This is a genomic window from Chitinophaga sp. 22308, from assembly GCF_052045305.1.
Lineage (GTDB): Bacteria > Bacteroidota > Bacteroidia > Chitinophagales > Chitinophagaceae > Chitinophaga > Chitinophaga varians_A.
Window position 1 is genome coordinate 1,076,707 of record NZ_JBQEOP010000001.1, and the last position, 18,940, is coordinate 1,095,646.

Consider the following 18,940-nt stretch of genomic DNA (forward strand, 5'->3'; position numbering starts at 1 on the left):
ATATATTTCAGGATTATTGCTTCTTTTTTGTCGATGATAGTATGATGATCAGGGAGATGATAATGCCGCCGATACCGGTGAACACGAAAAGGTGCGGCAGCATTACGACGAAGACAGCCAGGAACTGTCCGCCGAATACGGCCATGGCATAGTATCCCAGGTTGGCGCCCCGGTTGTTGGCAGTGCTAACGTTGACGGTCATATGATTTAACAGGGGGATGGTGAACCCGAAGCCACCGCCAAGGCACAGTGCGGCGAGCAGCAGCAGCGACAGTTGGCCGGCGCTGTTCAGCAACAGGTTTCCTGCCGCCAGCATTACAAATCCGGTAACAAGCGTAAGCCGTTCTGACATGCGTTTGACCATTACCGTTAGCCTGCCTGCGGCCGCCACCGCCAGCAGTGATACTGCGCCCATATAGTAGCCTGTCTGCGTGGCGCTGAACTGAAAGCGCTGGTGCAACAGTCCCGGCAGCTGAAGGATGCAGGTGAAAAAGAGCAGCATGGCCGCCGCCGCTCCTGCTACAATCCCGTACACCGCCGCGGGCACTGCTATAGCCTCGTTGAGGGTGGTTCCCTGCTGCTGAGGGCTGCGCGGCACGGTGACCGTCATCATCAGCCACAGTGCCCATGCCAGCAGGTAGATACAGAAGGGCAGCCGCCAGTCGATGTCCCCCAGGATACCGCCGGCCAGTAGGAACAGGGCGCCACCCAGTTCAATGGCCATGCCCTGCGCTGCCATTATTTTAAGCCTCGCTTCTCCAGCAAAGTGAGCGGCCAGCAAGGCGGTGCCGGCAGCCATGACCGCCGCGGTGGCGCCTCCCAGCAGAAGGCGGGTACATAGTATCAACCATGGGGGCAAAGAAAAGACGGCGGCTATGCCCAGCAGGCCATAGGCAGCAAGGCCTGCCTGCATGGCGGTATAGGCGCCCCTGCGGTCTATAAGCGCCCCGGCAAGCGGAGAAAATACCACCACGCCTAAGGATGGTAAAGTGATCAGCCACTTGCCCATTATGTCCATGTGTAAATGAGGAGCTATAATGGTCAGCGACGGCGCGATGGCGGTTCCCACCATAATGGTCAGACAGCTGGTCAGCAGGAGCGTGACGGTACCTGCTACAGATAGTTGCTGCATAAGTCGATCGGGTGAAGAGAAGGCTACCAGAGCACAGGGGCGTTGTCGCCGTTTTTATTTTCTGCGAAATAGAGCGATGGCAGGAAGTGGGAGAGATAGCTGAACTCGGAATAACAATGCACCATCAGTTGTAATCCTGTCTCATCTGGTACGGGGTGTTGTGCGCCGAGGTAAAAACGGCTCCGTAGCACGCAGCCCCATGCGGTGTCGCGCAACAGGTGAAACATATAGCCGTCAAGCGGATCGCCGTTGTTGTCCAACGGGGTGTCTTTCCCGAAGCCGATACGGGCATATACGGCGGCAGAGACTTCGTTCCGGGCATAGGCTACTTCCAGCTGGTGCGGATTGAATATTTCCGCCGGATGGTGGAACTTAATAGTGGCGGGCACCGGAGGGATGCTGCCCAGTGATTCGGTGGCATGGACAGTGGCGCCGATGTAGTTCTCATGCCGCTGCCAGTGCTGGTCCCAGCCGCCGTGCTGCACATGGTCATGCGGGTGCCACCATTTGATATGCTGCGTCGTCTCAAAAAATTTAAACCACCAGTCCACCATACGGCCCCGGCAGCCGTGAAGGTCTGTCCGCACGGATACCTGCAGCATACCATTGGATAAACGACGGATACCTGTTTCCAGCGGCAGTGGCCTGGCTGACAATAACTGGTCTATATCTGTAAAAAGTTCTTTCTCCAGGGTAGTTCCTGTCTTCATATGATCTTCTTTTTGATGAATGATTAAAACGACAGATCAAATGTAGAGTGGACAGGGGCTTGGAAAACTTGATCAGGGTTAAGTTTTATGCCGGCTTTTTTTGAGTATGCGGCTGTATGCTTCTGCGGTGATGCCCAGGTACATCGCGATATGTTTATAAGGCACCTGCCGGATAATGTCGGGGTAATACTCCCGCAGCTGATGCACCATTTCTTCCTTAGTGTAGAGGAGTTTCATATCGGTCAACCAGATATCTTCCGCCATCATCTCCAGGATCATCTTCCTGAACAGTACGCCTGGCCCATGGCTCCGGTAGTAATGCCGGAGAAACTCCTCCGCCGGCATACTGATTATTTTGCACGGCGTAACGCTCACTATCTGAAACCGGGAGGGCACCTGCATCAGTAGGCTGTCGAAGTTGGTACAAAGGGCGCCGGGGAGAAAGAACCGGCCGATCACCGTTTTATCTTCTATACTGAATTCGGAGGCCAGGATGCCTTCTGCCGTCAGCAGTACTTCCTCACTTCTTTTGCCTCTTTTCAGAATGACTTCATTTTTTTTATAGGTGCGAACGCTGGCGCTGTCCACAAGGCTGGCCCATTCCGGATCATCCGGCTGAAAAGAAGGGCCGGCCTTCGTTTGCAGGTAAGCGGTTATCTCATCCATAGTAACAGATCTTAACGGTGTTTGGTCAGTCCTGCCCTGATGCCATGCTCCAGAGCAGTAAACATCTCATAAATACGATCGGCGGCGCCGGGCTGAAACCGGTCCTGCATAATAAACTCCGTATAGGCTTCCCTGTTATCATTCAATGTTTTTACCTGGTGTAAAAGGGCCGCAGGATTTTTCCTGTCGTAAAAGAGGATAGCTTTTTTATTGAGTATGTCCGGTTCGGGATGATTGTTATCTCCCCAATAAACGGGTATACAACCGCTCATGATCGCTTCAAAGACTTTCTCCGTCACATAACCATGCCGGTTGGTATTTTCCGGGCATATGTTGAACTTGTATTGCCGGAGGAACGCTACTTTGTTATCCTGGTACGCCGTTTTCAGGGCATCCGTGTTGTTCAGGAACTTACCGGCGCTGTCCACTTTTTCCACTGTGCTGATCAGATTGAATAGTTTTTTCCGGTTGCCGTTTTTATCATGGCTGCAAATCAGGGAACAGAAACGTTGTTTGGCCGCTATGATGTTCCCGCTGTTTTGTTTAACACTATCTAATTTCGCTTTGATAGATTCATAGGAGCTGTCAGGCTCGAATAAAAACATTAACCACAAGGGGAACCTGAGATATCCGGGACGATTGATGTGATCGGACCCGAGGGACAGGTCAACGAAATCAGCGCAATAATCGCGGTATCTCCGGAACCTCGCAAGATTTTCACCGGAGAAGAACACTTTGGTTTTGGAAGGACTTTTCCTGATATGTGACTTGTCTCCGAAAAGCGATGCCAGCAACAGTGAATTCTCTTTATCCAGAATGTCTTCAAATCTGGCGGTGACAAAACGGTACAGCCACAGGTCCTTACTGGCCTGTCCCGGCCAGAAGTTCAGCACTTCAACGCCGTTGTCAAACGGAGTGTAGGTGTAATGGTCATCGGTTTTAAACAAATAGCGCCAGAAATTAAGTCTCATTAGCAGTGGAAAGTAGTGGTACCGGCAATAAAAAAAATAGTTTCCTTTTGTTATAACGCGTGAATGTACGATAGATTCATCGTATACGGAAATATTAATATGGATGTTAAACGGGTGTTATGCGCGAACGTTATACGAGAACGTTATACGAGAACGTAATAGCCGTTTGGTGCCATCGTTCCATAGGGCGGTAGGGGTTGAATTATATTAAAATATAGCTATTTTCACGGGATAATTTTTTAAGCATAACAGACCTATGAACATGCAACTTTTGAAAGTCGTCAATGGCCTCAGACCCCAAACCGCATTGGCATTGATTATCCAGGACGACGGCAGCCTTGATAATCCGGGGCAGTTAATCCATGATGATTTTTCGGGCCCCAAGGTGAAGTCAACCGTGATTTTCTATAACGGAGACAGTATCTATGATGTATGGGTGTCTGCTACGGGCGATATATGGGTTTGCAGTTCTTATGGGAACATCTACACTACGGCTGATGTCAAATTTCCTGAAAATGCGGTTAAAACCCCTTACGACCTGGACCACGACGATGTCCGTAACAGCGGAATGGACTGGAAGATGTATTGCCTGGATGCTGTTCAGAACGCGACATCCATTTGGTCGCCGGACGGCGTTAATATTTTTGTAGGGACCTACTCGGGACATGTTTACCGGTGGGATGGACAAGCCTGGACGCAACAGGAAACGCCTGTGAGTCAGCATGACGGAAAATATATCACGCACTTTGCCGGGCCTGCCGCGAACGATGTTTACGCTATTGGCGCTCATTCCCGGGAACTGCTGCACTATAACGGAGAAACCTGGGAGCGCACGGCGTACGACGAAAACAAACACGGGAGCATGGACCCTAACGGTATCGTACGCACGCCTGATGGTGACTATTACCTGGCCAGTGAAGGCGGACGGATTTGGAAAACCCGTGATGGGCAAGATTTTGAACTGGTGGCAGTGGACCCCGAACTGGATTTTGTGGGGTTGACGTACGCGCATGATCAGGTGATCCTGGCTGCCGGTGAAAAGGGTGTTTACAGTATTAAAGACGGAAAACTGTCGAACCTGCGTAATACGTTTACCGCGGAAACAGCGGCAGGAGAAGGCACTCAGGCTGTTTTTGTTCGTCCGGCGAAGGAGGAAAAAGACAGGACCACGCTTGCCTATGCGGTATACACAGGGGCGGAAGAGAGGCCATGGGTGGGATATTCGATATACTTCGACAAGTAAAATAAGCCACGTTTCAAAATACCAGGTAGCGGGGATGCTGTCAATGCTCCGGTTGTCCTCTTCCCGTGCAGCGGGCTCTTACGCTAAATACCCCTGGAAATGGGCGATCATTGAGGGTGAGCCCTTATCCGGGACGGTTTTGCCCCGGCGGAAAATAATTTGACGATCCCCTTGCTGAAACGAATAATATTTACATTATATTTATGGCTCCTTTGAAGGTCATGCCTAAAAACTCAAGAAGTGCAAACTATCACTGAAACAGCGGAAAACACGCAATTATTCGATTACGCTCATTGGAATGCTCAGTTGCCTACGCTCAGCAAAGATTACCAGGGAGCCAGCCCTTATCCTCATATTGTATTGGAAAATTTCATGAACCCCGATGTGCTGGCCAATTGCGCCCGGGAGTTTGATAAATTAAATGAGGAAGAAGGGTGGATCAACTATGTCCATTACAATGAAAACAAAGCCGGGTTGAATAAACTCGACCTCTTGCCGGCCACCATCAGGAAAACGATCAACGAACTGAATTCTCCTGAATTTCTGGCTTTTCTCAGTGAGCTGACCGGCATCAAAGGTTTGATGAAAGACGATCTCCTGGAAGGAGGTGGCATACATCAGTCCAAAAGAGGCGGTTACCTGAACATACACGCCGATTTCACCGTACATCCGCACCATCGTCACTGGCAACGCCGGGTAAACGTGCTGGTATACCTCAACCCCGATTGGGTAGAGGAGTGGGGCGGTAAACTGGAACTGTGGGACACACAGATGAAGGCTTGCGAAAAGAAAGTGCTGCCCATCTTTAATCGTTGCGTGATCTTTAATACAGACGCCGATTCCTATCACGGCCATCCGGAACCTACTACCTGCCCGGAAGACCGTCACAGAAGATCGATCGCACTGTATTATTATACCGAAGAAGCCCAGCCTTTCCGCAGAGCTACACATTACATGGTACGCCCGGGCGAAGAGAAAAAGAAATTCATGGTGAAGCTGGACAATACCATGGTGGCCGTTTACACGGAAATCAAAGGTATGCTGGGATCAAATGATAAAGTGGTGAGCAAGATATTGCGGTTTTTCTCCGGGAAGAAGAAAAAGAAATAGTATAACTGCTTAAAAATATAAAAAGGAAAGGCGTTGAAATTATTTCAACGCCTTTCCTTTTATCGCATGACCGGTTATTTCACCGGCACTTCTCTCTTCAAAAACACAAATCCGTTTTTACGATACAGTTCTTTTAAGGAGTACTGTTTGTAATCATCGACCCGGTCTACTTTAGTGACAAAATAGGTGGGCTTGTCAATATCTCCTGACAACAGCCAGGATTCCTCGTAAGAATTTGGATTCGTTGGTTTCTCTTTGTGGGTATAGAAAAATGGTGCGTAGCTCCAGTAACCCAGGCAGGTCACATAACAATCTTCACCCTGGCGTTGCTCGAAAAACTCGATGGCGGCGGCCTGTGAATACTTTTCCACTTTTGGTACAATGATGGCGGCGGCCATGAAAATAACCAGCCCTGTTCCGACAAAGTAGGTGGTGGCAGCTTTGATAAAGGCGTGTTTGCGCAGCTGTATTAATCCCACGATGATAGTCACCACCATTAAAATGCCAACTGAACCTTCCAGTCCGCTCCAGTGCACATCGGCAGCCATATTCGCCTGGGCGAAGGTATCGTGGACGTAGGGTATCAGTCGTTTGATGTTTAAGGCGATGAGTGTAACTGCCAGCAGTACGATGGCGATGATCGCTCCCAGGATGGTGGTTAATACGCCCACATATTTTTTGTAGTCCATTTCTTTCCTATCCCATTTATAGAAGGAATAGGCAGCCAGGAAGGTAACGGGGAACCAGGCCAGGGACGAGTAGTGGATAATGCGGGATTGCACGATGGTAAACAACACTGTTACCACCCAGAACAATAATATCATCCAGATTTTAAAATCTTTATCATACCGGCTGGTATAGCGTCCCTTAAAGAATGCGGGGATCGCAAAAAGAGAGGCCGGGAAACAGCCAATGAGCAACACTACATAGTGGTAGCCGAAAAAGCCCGCCTGTCCTGCATCGTGGGTGGTAAAGAGACGGTATTGGTACTTCAGGAACTCAGTGATGAACCACGGACCGTTTTTAGCCGTTTCGTAGCCGTACCAGGTCAAAGTGACCAAAGCCGTCACAATCAGGAACAGCAGTGCATGCCACCAGTTAAAATAGATCCTGAACCGGTTGTAGATGAAATATATGCCCAGCACCATCAGGAACACCATCAGGGCTACCTGCCCTTTGGTAAGGATGGCCAGTCCCATAAAAACGCCGGACCATACGGCATAGAACACCGGTTTTTTATTCAACCCTTCTTTGTCAAAGCCATTCCTTTTCCAGTGATATAATATAAAATAGAAGAGTGCCAGGAAGGTGAACAGGTTAAACCACGGATCGATGATACCGGATTTAAAGTACATATTAGGGAAAAGGGAACCACCGAAAGCAAGCGCCCAGAGAATACCAAATTTTCTGTCGTATAACCTGGTACCGCAAATGAGCAGTACGATCAGCGTCACAATACCACAGACGGCGTTGGGAAACCGGGCCGCGAATTCATTGACGCCAAATACCTTCATGGACAAGCTCTGCATCCAGAAGAACATAGGCGGCTTTTCCCAAAAAGGTTTAAAGTTGACATAAATCCTGGTGTAATCGTCCAGCTTCAGCATTTCCCTTGAACACTCGGCAAAGTTGATTTCGTCCCAATCAAACAAATGCACACGCCCCAGGAAAGGAATGAAAAAAAGCGCTGCAATTACGGCCAGTAATAGAATAGTCGATAGTTTGGGTGTACGCATATGTACTGTATGTAAATGATTGTATTGAACAAATATATGTTGATATACTATCATTTGCAAATTGCCCGGTTTCCGGGCAAATTTGGACAGGACGCGGAATACTCTTACATGAACTTCCTGATATTATTTTCCAGTTGCCCTAACCTGTCCTGACCAACTACATCATTGGCAATAATGACAATCCCCAGCTGTTGGCCCGGGTACACGGTACAAAGCGTATTGAACCCAAGTTTCGTATTACCGTCGTGATAAAAGTAACGCTGCCCGTTTTCCACGTTTGTCATCCAGCCGAGGCCGACGCCAAAGCCATCGGTTGTTTTGCCAAAGGTGGTCCGGTGAGACAGCCTGATAGCTTCGTTTTTCTCTGCCAGCTGGGCTTGCAGGTAACTGACCATATCACTGACCGTCGCATTCATGGAAGGGCCTATAAAATAGCCTTTCAGGTTGATGTACGCCACCTGGTCGCCCTGGCGGTTATATCCCTGTGCTGTATTCCTCAGCTCCGTCTGGGTAAGCAGGGGCGTGGTATGCAACATGCCAAAGCGCTTTTGCAGGTAGGTAGTTACCAGCTGGTCATAGGACTGCCGGTAAATCCGTTCCAGGATACAGGTCAGCAGCATATAGGCGGCGCTGTTATAGCGGAACCGCGCGCCTGGTATGGTGTCTGGCCTTAATCTGTGCAGATCTGCCAGCAGGCTGTCCTGGGTGTAGGTGGCGAAAAAGCCGGCCTGTTCGCTGAGCGTTTGTCCTTTGAGCCTGTCCGCTGCCCAGGAATAATCATGAAATGAGCCGGGCAGGCCGGAGGTATGGTTGGCTAAATCTACCAGGCGTATGGGGTGACCGTTGAATTGTAAATTGTCAAATGTGCCGGGTAAATATTTCCGGATATCATCATGGAGTGCTGCTTTCTTTTCTGTCACCGCCACAGCAAGCATGGTGGCGACAAACGTTTTGGCCACGGAGCCGATATTATAGTACAGCCCGGGAGGAGTAAGCTGGCCGCTGCCCTTTACATTCTCTCCATAACGGTACAGCCGCCGCTGCCCGTTTTGGGTCACTCCAATGACCAGCCCATTGGCAGAGTCGTTTTTCAGATAGATCAGCGCTGCCTGATGCACCGCGGAATCAAGTTTGTTTTTCAAAGGATTGTCGGTCAATATGCTTTGTTGGGCGTGGGTTTTAACGCTTGCGAATAAACCGGCAGTGATGATGAAACATATGCTGAGGGCACTTTTCATGTTTTCTGTGTTTATAATAAAGTCGGGCTGTTGGAATGTTGTCAGGTGAAAATAAGCAAATGGGCGACAGCAGGCAATATGCCTGTCACAATATCCCCCTCATAATGTCGTATTTTCCCGTCGTGGGAGAGAAAATCTACCATTATCTTTATAAAAAAAGATAAAAAATGAGAAAGGTGATTGCCGCAATTAATATGACGATTGATGGTTATTGTGACCACACTTATGGGGTGGCAGATGATGAACTGCATGACCACTACACCGCGCTGTTGCGTAATGCAGACACTATCTTGTATGGAAGGACCACTTACCAGCTGATGGAAAGTTACTGGCCCCTGGTGGCGAAAAACCCCACAGGTGACAAATCAACGGATGAATTTGCAATGGTGATGGAGCATATTACCAAAGTCGTTTTTTCCCATACACTGAAAAGTATTGACTGGGACAGCGCCACTTTGGCGAAAAGAAGTATTGAAGAAGAGGTGTTGGCATTGCGCCAGCAACCGGGAAAAAATATCCTGGTGGGCAGCCGGAGCTTGATTATCAGCTTGCTGAACCTTCATCTGATCGATGAATTCCAGCTCTGTATCCATCCGGTGATAGCAGGGAAAGGCCTGCCGTTATTCGCCAATATAAGCGAGAGCATGACCCTTCATCTCACCAAAACAAAAACCTTTGGCTCAGGCGCCACTGTATTTTACTATGAGCCTCAGCGATCATGATCACGTTGTTATCTTATCCAGGCTATCAGCGTAACAGTACTGAGCCATCCCATAATGAGCACTACGCACCAGCCTATTGCCTGTAGCCATACAGGGTATCTGTAGGCGCCCATCAGTTTCTTTTTCAGGGCGGCGACCAATATCACCGCCAATGCCACCGGTAGAATAAGACCGTTCAGTGCACCGGCTGTAATCAACAGCTGTACCGGGTTTCCAACGAAAACAAAGACGATGGTGGAGAAAACAATAAAGAAAGATATGATCCAGCGCTCATAGGCCAATATCAGGGGGTGAAATGTTTTCAGAAAAGATACTGAAGTATAAGCGGCGCCTACAACAGAAGTAATCGCTGCGCTCCACATCACCACGCCAAAGAACCGATAACCTGCTACGCCCGCCACGATGCGGAATACCGATGCCGGCGGATTATTGCTGTCCAGCGCCACGCCTTTGGCCACTACGCCCAAAGTAGCCAGGAACAGGACGGTGCGCATAATGCCGGTGATAATGATACCGCTGACGGCGCTCTTGTTGACCAGCTTTAGTTGCCCCGTCCCGCTGATGCCCGCGTCCAGTAGCCGGTGTGCGCCGGCAAAACTGATGTACCCTCCGACAGTGCCGCCTACCAGCGTGATGATCGCTTTAGTGTCGATAACGGAAGGCCAGACGGTTTGGCGGATGGCTTCTCCGAGCGGAGGCTGGGAACTGACAGCGATGTAAACGGTCAGCAGCACCATCAGCAGGCCCAGCCAGCGGGTAAACTGATCGAGCATGTATCCCATCTCCTTTATCCAGAAAACGAATAATGCAATACCGCAACTGAGCAGCGCGCCATATACCGTGTCCATCCCGGTGATCACCTGTATCCCTAGTCCGCAACCCGCTATGTTTCCGATGTTGAAAGCCAGTCCGCCCAGTACTACCAGTGCGGCCAGCAGGTAACCCAGTCCCGGCAACAGGTCATTGGCGAGGTCCTGTGCGCGGCGCTCTGTGATAGCCAGCACACGCCATATATTGAGTTGTGCGCCGATATCCAGTAAGATAGATATCAGCACCACAAATCCGAAGGCGGCGCCCAGCTGCCACGTGAAAACGGTGGTCTGCGTCAGAAAGCCCGGTCCGATAGCAGAAGTGGCCATCAGGAAAGCAGCGCCCATAATGGCGGAAGATTTTTGTTTACTCACGGGTGTTGGACAGTTAAATGATGATCAAGCAACGCGGTATGTATGGCACGGGCATATTCCAGCGCATGGGCGCCATCGCCGTGTATGCAGATGGTTTCCGCTTTCAGCGGAACAACTTTCCCTGACAGGGCGGTCACCTCCTGCCGGGTGACCATTTGCAGTACCTGTTGTACGGCCAGTGTTTCATTTTCGATCATAGCGCCTGGTTGTGATCGGGCCGTCAGCGATCCATCGTCCTGGTACGTCCGGTCTGCAAATACTTCGCTGACAGTTTTCAGTCCGGCTGCGGCCGCAGCGCTGATCAGGAAACTGTTGCTCAGCCCGAAGAGCCGTAGGCGGCTGTCAACGTCTTTTACGGCTTTTGCAATAGTTTGTGCCATAACAGGTATACGGGCGGCCATATTATACAGCGCGCCGTGAGGCTTCACATGGTGCAGCGGTACGCCATGCGCGCGGCAGATAGTTTGAAGCGCGTATATCTGCGTGCATACCAGGTCGTACAGCGCTGTATCGGTGAGCTGTTGTTCCCTGCGCCCGAAGTGCTCGAGGTCTGCGAATCCGGGATGTGCGCCGATGGCTACCTTGTGTTCCGTCGCCAGCAGCACGGTTTTGTTCATGATGTCTGCATTGCCGGCATGGTAACCACAGGCAATGTTGGCGCTGGAAATGAAGGGCATGATCGCTGCGTCATTATCCAGCCCTTCGCCCATGTCACAATTAAGATCGATATAATTCATATGGTAGTAACCATTTTTCCAAATGTAACTGACTGGCATGTTGCAGGTAGCGTACTGCTTTTTCCTGCTGCCATAATCCCGTTGTTGCGGCTTCCCCGCTGATGACGCTGAACTGCAATGACTGCCCGGGCTGATACTGGGCCAGCGCCGGCATATCGGCGGTGATGACATGTGCTGCCACCGGGTAGCCGCCGGTAGTCTGGTGGTCGGCCATCAGTATGATCAGCTGGCCATCGGGGAGAAGCTGTATGGCTCCTCTGCATATGCCGGCAGATAACTGCTCTTCTTTTCTGACGGTGCGCAGGGGCGTGCCGTTCAGCCGGAATCCCATACGGTCGCTATGCGGGCCTATCCGGAAACTGCCGGTAGTGAGCTGCTGTTGTGAAGAAGCCTCCAGTATGTCCCAACAGGCGCCCGGCAGGATGCGGATAGCACCTTGTTGATGATACAGGTGGCCGGTGGCGGCTGTCCACGGAAATGTTTCGGGGTGCCTGTCACCGGTAAACTGCGCGGATTGACGGAGCGGTAGTTTGTCTCCTTTGCGGAGGGCTCTGCCATTAAAGCCTCCCTGTGCGACTTTCAGATGGGTGCTGTAACTGCCAAGCCATGGCGTCAGGGAGAAGCCATGGCGGACGGCCAGGTAGCAGCGCGCCCCGGAGCGTAGCTTTTCAAACGTCAGCAGGGAGCCGGCAGGAACATACAGCAGTTTGTTCAGCTGTACCGCCAGTCCATCGATGGCAGCGCTGAAATCACCACCTGACAAGGCGATCAGGGTGGGTGTTTCAAACAGGTATTTGCCAGCAGGGAAATGTAATTCCAGCACCGCTTCACCGGGCGGATTGCCGGTGAGCGCATTGGCCACGGCCATGGCTATACGGTCCATGACGCCGCCGGGATTGATCCCAAGATGCTGGAAACCATATCTGCCTTTGTCCTGCATCGTGTCCATGATACCCTGTTGTAGTATTGCTATGCTCATTGCTCCTGTTGTATCTGTCTGAAAACTTCCAGCGTGACTGGTATAAACTGCACCCGGTCTCCGGGCCGGCAATAGCACGGATCTGCCTTGGCGGCATCGAACATCCGCAGCGGCGTTTGACCAATGATATTCCAGCCTCCGGGAGAGTCCAGCGGGTAGATGCCCGTCTGTACGCCCGCAATGCCAACGCTGCCGGCAGGAACGTGTAGCCGTGGTTGTTGTCTGCGCGGGGTTGCCAGTGCAGGGCATACTTCTCCCATATACGGAAATCCCGGCAGGAAGCCTGTCAGGTATACCGTGTATATGGTTTGTGAATGCCAGGTGATGATATCTTCTATGGCCACATGACGGGAAGCGGCCATCTCCGTGATGTCCGGTCCCAGTGACGGGTCGTAGCACACCGGGATGTGCAGCTCCCGGGGAGCAGGGAAGGAGACGGTGGCCTGTGTGGTTGTTTGCTTCCGTATATAGGTGGTCATCCATTGCAGTCCCGGTATACGCTCGTGACGCCTAAGCTGTGCTGCATCATATACGATGGTTAAAGAGGCGTACGCCGGTATCAGATCGAGGATATAGGAAGATGTCCCGGCGCGGAGGCTGTAATAGGTTTTCATCACTTCCTGATGTATTGCCATACTTATCTGCTGCTTCCATTTAAGGATAACAGCACTGTCACCAAGCGGATGTATGACGTAGTCGGGATTCATGGTAACAAGATAACAAATTTCTGACAAGGTATATCGGGAGGGTTCTGTACCTGAACATATTCCTATTATGCACAGCCTAATACTATGCGTTTGCCCTGTGTTTTGTCTTTTAATGAAGAGATATTGCCGGCATTTACACCAGATATTGTCCGCTTTATGGATAAAAATTGTCCCGCTTTGCTTATCTGTTTCCTTCCATCGTTTTATTCCTGTTCCAGTTCCATAAACTAAAACCCCAGGCCACTATCACAAAAATTCCCCCTATCCACGGTGTTGCTTTTAAACCAGGCGAACTACCAGCTACCACACCACCGATAAAAGATCCGGCCGCTGCGCCGATATTGAAAGCGGAAACGCCCAATGCTGAGGCAATACCACCGCTTCCGGGGAATTTGTTTTCTGAAAACTTCACGGTCAGCAACTGTAATGCGGGAACGTTGCTGTAAGCAAAGAATCCGAACAGTAATAACGCGACGATAATAATAGACTGGCTCGTTATGACTAACGATAAAATGAATAGGGTAATGGCGTGAAAAAGGAAAAGGAAAACCAGTACCGTTGATGGCCGGTGATTGGAGATGTGGCCGCCAACGATATTGCCCAATGCCACACCTATACCTAAAACCAGTAGTATATAATTAATGGCGCCCGGCGAAAATCCTGTCATGTTTTCCAGCACCGGTGACAAATAGGTGAGTAGCACAAAAGTGCCGGTATAGGCGAAAATATTGGCCAGCAAAACGATCCATACCGCCTCGTTTTTTAATACATTGGGAAGGTCGCTCAGTTTCAGCGCAGCAGTTGGCCTGGACTGTTTGGGAAGGGAGAGGCCCAGAACAATCATAGCCGCCGATCCCCAAATTATAATTGCCAAAAATGTCATTTTCCAGCCGTAATGTGAACCAATGTATGTTCCCAGCGGTACGCCTACGACGGTTGAAATCATGAGTCCTGCAAATACGATAGCGATGGCGGTCGCCTTCCCGTTTTGAGGGGCCATATTGCCCGCCATTACGACTGCATAGCCGAAAAATACCCCATGCGTAGTGCCTGTAATGACACGGCTGATTTGCAATAACAAAATAGTATTGGCGAAAAAAGCGATGGTATTTCCTGTAATGAAAACCGCAAGGGTGAGCAGTAGTATTTTTTTGTGTCCGGTTCTACCTGTCAGGGCGGTAAATACCGGCCCGCCGAAGGCGACGCCCAGGGCATATAAGGTGACCAAAGTGCCGGTGGAAGAAATGGAAATGGCCAGGTCTTTAGCGATAGCGGGCAGTAAACCTACGAGTACGAACTCTGTTGTGCCGATGGCAAAAGCACAAAAAGTTAATGACCAAATAGCAAACGGAATCCTGGAAGATGATGGCTGTCCTGTCATGGCAGATGAATTTTTTGTAAAATTCTCCTTAAGACCCAGGGCAGAAAAGGATATATGTCACAAAATGAGCGTGATAAATATCACGGCTATTGGGATGTCAGCCGGCTCAGTGTTTCCCTTGTAATACCTAAATAAGAAGCGATCAGGCTTTTGGGTACCCGTTGCAGCAAGCCGGGATATTGCTGCAGTAAATATTCGTAACGTTCTTTTGCATTAAAGCTGATGAGCGACAGTATGCGTTGTTGGGAAGCGATATATCCTGCGGTCGTTTTCTTTCGGAAAAAATACTCCATTTTCCGCATCTCGGTACAAAGTTTTTCCCGGCTTTCTAACGAGATAGCCAGCGTTTTACTGTCTTCCAGGCAATCTACGTTTAGGATGGACTTTGTTTGGTTGTGAAAAGCCTGAGGATCGGAGATCCACCAGTTTTCAGCGGCGAAAAGCACAATGTGGGCTTTCCCTTTATCATCTATACTCCAGGATTTCAGCAGCCCGCTTAACACAAAGTAGTCATTCCTGACGTAATCGCCTTCCTGGATAACATATTGGTTTTTCAAAAATTCCCTGTAGGTAAAATGGGACAAAACGTATTCGAATTCTTCATCAGTCAGGGTTACAATTTTTTCAATATGCCGCCTTAGTTTTTCGCTCATGTTCAATATCAGGAAAATTTGTATATCTCAAAGGTATGAATTATTTTATGTGATGTACATTTGGTCCTGTAAGTGGAAAATATGTCTGCATGGAGCATCGAACTATAGATAAAATGGCAAATTTATCCAAGCATCCAAAGCGCCTAAACAAAGTATGGCGTTTCTTTAAAAAATTTGGACCAGGACTGGTAACGGGCGCCAGCGATGACGACCCTTCCGGTATCGCTACCTATTCGCAGGCCGGAGCACAATTTGGCCTGGCCACCCTGTGGACTGCACTGGTTACATTCCCTTTAATGGCTGCCGTACAGGGAATGTGTGCCAGGATCGGTATGGTCACTTCCCAGGGGCTGACAGTTACTTTAAAACAGCATTATTCCAAGCCGGTCCTCTTTATCATGCTGCTTTTCAGTTTCCCGGCCATTACGTTAAACATCGGCGCGGATATACAGGGAATGGGCGCGGTGGCACATATGATTGTTCCGGCTGTTCCGGCTTCGGTTTTTTGTGTTGTTATCACGGGAGTCCTGTTGTTTATCATCATCAGGTACCCGTACCGGAAAATTGCCAATATCCTGAAGTGGCTCTGTTTATCGCTGCTGCTGTATATTATTGTGCCATTTTCGGTTGATCAGGACTGGCCGGAAGTGCTTCGGAGAACATTTGTGCCTGTCTTCTATTTTAATAAGGAATTTATTTCAATAATTGTTGCATTATTTGGTACGACAATTTCTCCTTATTTGTTTTTCTGGCAAACGACGATGGAGGCCGAGGACAACGCTCAAAAAGGGGTTGTCTTTGTAGATAAACGAATGTTGGATGATATGAAGACGGATGTAAATATCGGTATGCTGCTGTCAAATGCTGTCATGTTTTTTATTATTCTCACCACCGGAAGCGTACTCTTTAAAGGCGGCATACGTCAGATCGATACGGTGGACCAAGCGGCGAGGGCGCTCCAGCCGCTGGCGGGAAAGTTTACCTATGCTATTTTCGCTACCGGCGTCCTGGGCACAGGGTTGCTCGCCATACCAGTGCTGGCAGGCTCGCTGTCCTATATGCTGGCGGAGACTTTCGGCTGGAAAGCGGGACTGGACAAAACGTTCACCCAGGCCAAGCCATTTTATATATCCATTATCGTTTCACTTATTGTTGGGTTATCGATGGATTTTTTTGGGGTCAGCCCTATTAAAGCACTATTGTTAACGGCTATTGCGTATGGCCTCACTGCGCCGGTCATGGTGGCTATTATTATGCATATCGGGAACAACAGGAAGATAATGAAAGAACACACGAATTCCTGGTTTTCAAATATCCTGGGAGGCATCACACTGGTGCTGATGTCAATGGCCGCCGTAGCGATGATCTATTATTTATTTAAATAGTATAACGGGTAGCCACCTCCGCAGTTTACCTGTAAAAGGCAGAGCATGATATGCTTTCCGCTCCAATGTTCCCTGTACATACCATTATGTGGAGATTTATGCCCATACCCTGAGCCGTTTTGCTCCTTCCCGTGCTGCGGCCTTGCCGGCGCATTTATTGCAAAAGTGTTGCTGTTACTATACAGCAAAATACATTTTTATGAATTACAACGTTATCGCATTTTCAGGCAGTTTGCGAAAGGGATCTTTTACTACCAGCCTGGTAAAAGCATTCGCGCAACTGGCGCCGCAGCAAATAACGGTGAGCTATATCGATATTGGACAACTGCCTTTTATCAATGAAGACCTGGAGGCAAATCTGCCTCAGTCCGTCCTGGACCTTTATGAAACAATAGAGAAGGCGGATGGCGTTATCTTCGCCACGCCTGAATATAACCGCTCCTACTCCCCGGTGCTGAAAAATGCCATTGACTGGGGTTCGCGGCCGGAAGGAAAAAATAAGTGGAAGAAGAAACCGGTAGCCATTGTAGGTTGTACGCCGTATAGCCTGGGAGCGTTCGGCGCACAGAATCACTTAAGGCAGTCCATTATGTACCTGGATATGGTCCCGCTGCAACAGCCGGAGTTTTACCTGGGGCAGGCTGCTGAAAAATTTGATGCAGCCGGTAATCTGACAGATGATGCAACCAAAAAGAAAATACAGGAATTATGGCAGGCGTTCGCGTCGCTGATAGAGATGCATGCTGAAAAGAGAGAAGCGTAACAGCATGGATCATTTAAAGTGAAAAAAGCGCCATCACAATAATGGCAGACACTACAGCATTACAAGTGCTACCTTCAGACGAACTGCGAATTTATGAGATGGCGCATTAAACAGTACAACTCGGGCTTTATTTTTTTTCTAAATCACTTTCTGTGTGCATGGCACAAACCCAATTCCCATTTTCTTTTATCCAGGTGGACGTACAGGCGCATTTCATTACCTTTCCATCGTAGTCCAGTTCAATCAAATAACCAATCATGCCGTGATCTTCGCCGGTTTGGACCTGCTCATCAGAGAATCCTTTTACTTTCATTTTGGTGTTGCTGCCTTGTTCGAACATTTTTTTGAAACTTTGTTCGTCAACACTCATTACACCTTGCTTTCCTGCTACAATACAAGGAAACTTTGTCAGGCTTCTGATCGTATCGAAATCCTTGTTGGACATGGCATCCCAGTACTTCTTTTCGAGGTTGCTGATTTCGTTTTTCATAAGATGTGTTTTAGGGAGAATGTAACAAAGATCAGGCCTGACGGGGCTGGCCAGCGAAGGATTGCAGTGAAAATAAAGGAGGGATTAAAGAATGTTATTTATTGTTTTTCAACTGGTAGGTAAGGTTCAGGAACATATTATGTTCGCATGACTTGATATTGCCGGCCGCTGAAGGGGAGGAGGACCGGACGATGTAGATGTAGCCGATGTCAAATTTCAGATTTGGTGAAATGCTGTATTCCATATTGAAACCTGTTCTGTTATGATCAGGAATACGTTCGGAAGATGTTCCTGCTACGTTTATAAAAAGTTCATCGAATGCGCTTAGTTTAAAGTTCTCTGTCAATTCATAGCGGCCGCCGAAACGTGTGCGAAACCTTGTGGTATTCGGTTTGGCATTATTGAAAACGCGGTATTCCAGGGCATTTCGGTTGAAGAGGTACATGTGTGGAAAAATTTTGTGCTGTAGTTCTTCCGCAATGGAAACCCGGACTTCGCTAAGGGAAGGCGCCCCGTTATCTTCTTTCTGCCGGATAACGCGATAATGAGAGAAATAGGAGAACGGCGAAACGGAAAACTTTAGGTTGGGGTCATACTGATAGTGTATCCAGTTCCTGATGGAAAACATCAGGCTCTTATCCAACATATTCGTGTTTTCAAAGCCGTTTTGCCGTCTGTGCTGAAATTCAATATCCGTTTTTATCTTTTCGGATAAAGGAATGTCCAACGTGCCGCGTAACCAGGCATTGTAATGGTCCTGTGCAGCCGAAATCCGGACAATAGAGAGCCACATTGCTGTTGCCAGCAATCTTTTAATCCAGTACATAAGCGTTAATTACGGAAGGTACAGAGCGGGACGCAGAAAAGGGTATGGGCCTGCGATATGGGGTGTTTATTAGCGAGCTTCTTCATATGTTATATCTTCTGTTTTTTTGTTGTTTCGCGGGATGGGTGTGCTGCATCCCGACACACCGCAGCAACCCGTGTTCATCAGCGGCATTAATGAGAATAAGCCTCCCAGGCCCGCGAGCAGCCATTCTTTTGCTATGATGCCCTGTACGATAATTAAGATGCCCAATGCCAATCGCAGCGTCCGCATAAAATTCCAGTGCTTCAGATAGTTGTTCATTTTG

At 49.1% G+C, this 18,940-nt stretch carries 20 protein-coding genes; 5 read left to right on the forward strand and 15 right to left on the reverse strand.

All coding sequences use genetic code 11. The annotated features are described in order from the left end of the window. Positions 1 to 13: 13 nt before the first annotated feature. The 4 genes from ACTJJS_RS04405 to ACTJJS_RS04420 all read right to left on the reverse strand — a co-directional run bounded on the left by ACTJJS_RS04405 (position 14) and on the right by ACTJJS_RS04420 (position 3,479). A complete protein-coding gene (locus tag ACTJJS_RS04405; protein WP_440662584.1) occupies positions 14 to 1,132 on the reverse strand; it encodes an MFS transporter in 1,119 nt (372 codons plus the stop codon). Between the two features lie 23 nt (positions 1,133 to 1,155). Next, positions 1,156 to 1,842: a DAPG hydrolase family protein gene (locus tag ACTJJS_RS04410; RefSeq protein WP_440662585.1), complete on the reverse strand. Its 687-nt coding sequence runs from the start codon at positions 1,840 to 1,842 to the stop codon at positions 1,156 to 1,158. A 78-nt stretch (positions 1,843 to 1,920) separates the two neighbouring features. Continuing rightward, a complete protein-coding gene (locus tag ACTJJS_RS04415) occupies positions 1,921 to 2,508 on the reverse strand; it encodes a Crp/Fnr family transcriptional regulator (RefSeq protein WP_440662586.1) in 588 nt (195 codons plus the stop codon). Positions 2,509 to 2,519: 11 nt separating this feature from the next. Continuing rightward, entirely contained in the window at positions 2,520 to 3,479 is a 960-nt protein-coding gene (locus tag ACTJJS_RS04420; RefSeq protein ID WP_440662587.1) for a glycosyltransferase family 10 domain-containing protein, read from the reverse strand. 256 nt (positions 3,480 to 3,735) lie between these two features. Between ACTJJS_RS04420 and ACTJJS_RS04425 the strand changes: the two genes are divergently transcribed. Then, positions 3,736 to 4,722, forward strand: coding sequence for a WD40/YVTN/BNR-like repeat-containing protein (locus tag ACTJJS_RS04425; RefSeq protein WP_440662588.1), 987 nt, complete (start codon positions 3,736 to 3,738; stop codon positions 4,720 to 4,722). Between the two features lie 240 nt (positions 4,723 to 4,962). Beyond that, positions 4,963 to 5,832: a 2OG-Fe(II) oxygenase gene (locus ACTJJS_RS04430; protein ID WP_440662589.1), complete on the forward strand. Its 870-nt coding sequence runs from the start codon at positions 4,963 to 4,965 to the stop codon at positions 5,830 to 5,832. Between the two features lie 74 nt (positions 5,833 to 5,906). Here the strand turns inward: ACTJJS_RS04430 and ACTJJS_RS04435 are convergent, their stop codons facing one another. Both ACTJJS_RS04435 and ACTJJS_RS04440 read right to left on the reverse strand, forming a co-directional pair. Beyond that, complete coding sequence (locus ACTJJS_RS04435; RefSeq protein ID WP_168869063.1) at positions 5,907 to 7,568, reverse strand: ArnT family glycosyltransferase; 1,662 nt, start codon at positions 7,566 to 7,568, stop codon at positions 5,907 to 5,909. A gap of 104 nt (positions 7,569 to 7,672) precedes the next feature. Beyond that, the gene (locus tag ACTJJS_RS04440) at positions 7,673 to 8,806 is read right to left on the reverse strand and encodes a serine hydrolase domain-containing protein (protein ID WP_440662590.1); all 1,134 of its coding nucleotides are present in this window, start codon (positions 8,804 to 8,806) and stop codon (positions 7,673 to 7,675) included. A gap of 167 nt (positions 8,807 to 8,973) precedes the next feature. Here ACTJJS_RS04440 and ACTJJS_RS04445 point away from each other — a divergent pair, with 167 nt between their 5' ends. Next, entirely contained in the window at positions 8,974 to 9,528 is a 555-nt protein-coding gene (locus tag ACTJJS_RS04445) for a dihydrofolate reductase family protein (RefSeq protein ID WP_440662591.1), read from the forward strand. A gap of 8 nt (positions 9,529 to 9,536) precedes the next feature. Here the strand turns inward: ACTJJS_RS04445 and ACTJJS_RS04450 are convergent, their stop codons facing one another. From ACTJJS_RS04450 to ACTJJS_RS04475, 6 genes are all read right to left on the reverse strand, one after another. Then, positions 9,537 to 10,712, reverse strand: coding sequence for an NRAMP family divalent metal transporter (locus ACTJJS_RS04450; RefSeq protein WP_343744854.1), 1,176 nt, complete (start codon positions 10,710 to 10,712; stop codon positions 9,537 to 9,539). After that, on the reverse strand, positions 10,709 to 11,449 hold the full coding sequence (locus ACTJJS_RS04455) for a 5-oxoprolinase subunit PxpA (RefSeq protein WP_440662592.1): 741 nt from the start codon (positions 11,447 to 11,449) through the stop codon (positions 10,709 to 10,711). Before ACTJJS_RS04455 ends, ACTJJS_RS04450 begins: the two co-directional genes overlap by 4 nt. Then, complete coding sequence (locus tag ACTJJS_RS04460) at positions 11,430 to 12,428, reverse strand: biotin-dependent carboxyltransferase family protein (protein ID WP_440662593.1); 999 nt, start codon at positions 12,426 to 12,428, stop codon at positions 11,430 to 11,432. The genes ACTJJS_RS04455 and ACTJJS_RS04460 overlap by 20 nt, the downstream gene beginning before the upstream one ends. Further along, a complete protein-coding gene (gene pxpB / locus ACTJJS_RS04465; protein ID WP_440662594.1) occupies positions 12,425 to 13,135 on the reverse strand; it encodes a 5-oxoprolinase subunit PxpB in 711 nt (236 codons plus the stop codon). The genes ACTJJS_RS04460 and pxpB overlap by 4 nt, the downstream gene beginning before the upstream one ends. 181 nt (positions 13,136 to 13,316) lie before the next feature. Further along, on the reverse strand, positions 13,317 to 14,516 hold the full coding sequence (locus tag ACTJJS_RS04470; protein ID WP_440662595.1) for an MFS transporter: 1,200 nt from the start codon (positions 14,514 to 14,516) through the stop codon (positions 13,317 to 13,319). 86 nt (positions 14,517 to 14,602) lie between these two features. Beyond that, positions 14,603 to 15,169 carry a Crp/Fnr family transcriptional regulator gene (locus ACTJJS_RS04475; protein ID WP_440662596.1) on the reverse strand — a complete coding sequence of 189 codons (567 nt, stop codon included), beginning with the start codon at positions 15,167 to 15,169 and terminating at the stop codon, positions 14,603 to 14,605. A gap of 113 nt (positions 15,170 to 15,282) precedes the next feature. On the opposite strand from ACTJJS_RS04475, the gene ACTJJS_RS04480 reads away from it, so the two are divergent. Continuing rightward, the gene (locus tag ACTJJS_RS04480) at positions 15,283 to 16,554 is read left to right on the forward strand and encodes an NRAMP family divalent metal transporter (RefSeq protein WP_440662597.1); all 1,272 of its coding nucleotides are present in this window, start codon (positions 15,283 to 15,285) and stop codon (positions 16,552 to 16,554) included. 199 nt (positions 16,555 to 16,753) lie between these two features. Then, positions 16,754 to 17,317, forward strand: coding sequence for an NADPH-dependent FMN reductase (locus tag ACTJJS_RS04485; RefSeq protein WP_440662598.1), 564 nt, complete (start codon positions 16,754 to 16,756; stop codon positions 17,315 to 17,317). Positions 17,318 to 17,444: 127 nt separating this feature from the next. Here the strand turns inward: ACTJJS_RS04485 and ACTJJS_RS04490 are convergent, their stop codons facing one another. The 3 genes from ACTJJS_RS04490 to ACTJJS_RS04500 all read right to left on the reverse strand — a co-directional run bounded on the left by ACTJJS_RS04490 (position 17,445) and on the right by ACTJJS_RS04500 (position 18,936). Beyond that, on the reverse strand, positions 17,445 to 17,807 hold the full coding sequence (locus ACTJJS_RS04490; protein ID WP_343744846.1) for a nuclear transport factor 2 family protein: 363 nt from the start codon (positions 17,805 to 17,807) through the stop codon (positions 17,445 to 17,447). A 94-nt stretch (positions 17,808 to 17,901) separates the two neighbouring features. After that, positions 17,902 to 18,633: a DUF2490 domain-containing protein gene (locus ACTJJS_RS04495; RefSeq protein ID WP_440662599.1), complete on the reverse strand. Its 732-nt coding sequence runs from the start codon at positions 18,631 to 18,633 to the stop codon at positions 17,902 to 17,904. A gap of 69 nt (positions 18,634 to 18,702) precedes the next feature. Further along, positions 18,703 to 18,936 carry a hypothetical protein gene (locus tag ACTJJS_RS04500; RefSeq protein WP_440662600.1) on the reverse strand — a complete coding sequence of 78 codons (234 nt, stop codon included), beginning with the start codon at positions 18,934 to 18,936 and terminating at the stop codon, positions 18,703 to 18,705. Between the last annotated feature and the right edge of the window lie 4 nt (positions 18,937 to 18,940).

What these genes read in the sequence shown, in the direction of transcription:
- ACTJJS_RS04405 (WP_440662584.1), bottom strand. Translation starts at nt 1,132, where the DNA reads ATGCAGCAACTATCTGTAGCAGGTACCGTCACGCTCCTGCTGACCAGC.
- ACTJJS_RS04410 (WP_440662585.1), bottom strand. Translation starts at nt 1,842, where the DNA reads ATGAAGACAGGAACTACCCTGGAGAAAGAACTTTTTACAGATATAGAC.
- ACTJJS_RS04415 (WP_440662586.1), bottom strand. Translation starts at nt 2,508, where the DNA reads ATGGATGAGATAACCGCTTACCTGCAAACGAAGGCCGGCCCTTCTTTT.
- ACTJJS_RS04420 (WP_440662587.1), bottom strand. Translation starts at nt 3,479, where the DNA reads ATGAGACTTAATTTCTGGCGCTATTTGTTTAAAACCGATGACCATTAC.
- ACTJJS_RS04425 (WP_440662588.1), top strand. Translation starts at nt 3,736, where the DNA reads ATGAACATGCAACTTTTGAAAGTCGTCAATGGCCTCAGACCCCAAACC.
- ACTJJS_RS04435 (WP_168869063.1), bottom strand. Translation starts at nt 7,568, where the DNA reads ATGCGTACACCCAAACTATCGACTATTCTATTACTGGCCGTAATTGCA.
- ACTJJS_RS04440 (WP_440662590.1), bottom strand. Translation starts at nt 8,806, where the DNA reads ATGAAAAGTGCCCTCAGCATATGTTTCATCATCACTGCCGGTTTATTC.
- ACTJJS_RS04445 (WP_440662591.1), top strand. Translation starts at nt 8,974, where the DNA reads ATGAGAAAGGTGATTGCCGCAATTAATATGACGATTGATGGTTATTGT.
- ACTJJS_RS04455 (WP_440662592.1), bottom strand. Translation starts at nt 11,449, where the DNA reads ATGAATTATATCGATCTTAATTGTGACATGGGCGAAGGGCTGGATAAT.
- ACTJJS_RS04460 (WP_440662593.1), bottom strand. Translation starts at nt 12,428, where the DNA reads ATGAGCATAGCAATACTACAACAGGGTATCATGGACACGATGCAGGAC.
- pxpB (WP_440662594.1), bottom strand. Translation starts at nt 13,135, where the DNA reads ATGAATCCCGACTACGTCATACATCCGCTTGGTGACAGTGCTGTTATC.
- ACTJJS_RS04470 (WP_440662595.1), bottom strand. Translation starts at nt 14,516, where the DNA reads ATGACAGGACAGCCATCATCTTCCAGGATTCCGTTTGCTATTTGGTCA.
- ACTJJS_RS04475 (WP_440662596.1), bottom strand. Translation starts at nt 15,169, where the DNA reads ATGAGCGAAAAACTAAGGCGGCATATTGAAAAAATTGTAACCCTGACT.
- ACTJJS_RS04480 (WP_440662597.1), top strand. Translation starts at nt 15,283, where the DNA reads ATGGCAAATTTATCCAAGCATCCAAAGCGCCTAAACAAAGTATGGCGT.
- ACTJJS_RS04485 (WP_440662598.1), top strand. Translation starts at nt 16,754, where the DNA reads ATGAATTACAACGTTATCGCATTTTCAGGCAGTTTGCGAAAGGGATCT.
- ACTJJS_RS04490 (WP_343744846.1), bottom strand. Translation starts at nt 17,807, where the DNA reads ATGAAAAACGAAATCAGCAACCTCGAAAAGAAGTACTGGGATGCCATG.
- ACTJJS_RS04495 (WP_440662599.1), bottom strand. Translation starts at nt 18,633, where the DNA reads ATGTACTGGATTAAAAGATTGCTGGCAACAGCAATGTGGCTCTCTATT.
- ACTJJS_RS04500 (WP_440662600.1), bottom strand. Translation starts at nt 18,936, where the DNA reads ATGAACAACTATCTGAAGCACTGGAATTTTATGCGGACGCTGCGATTG.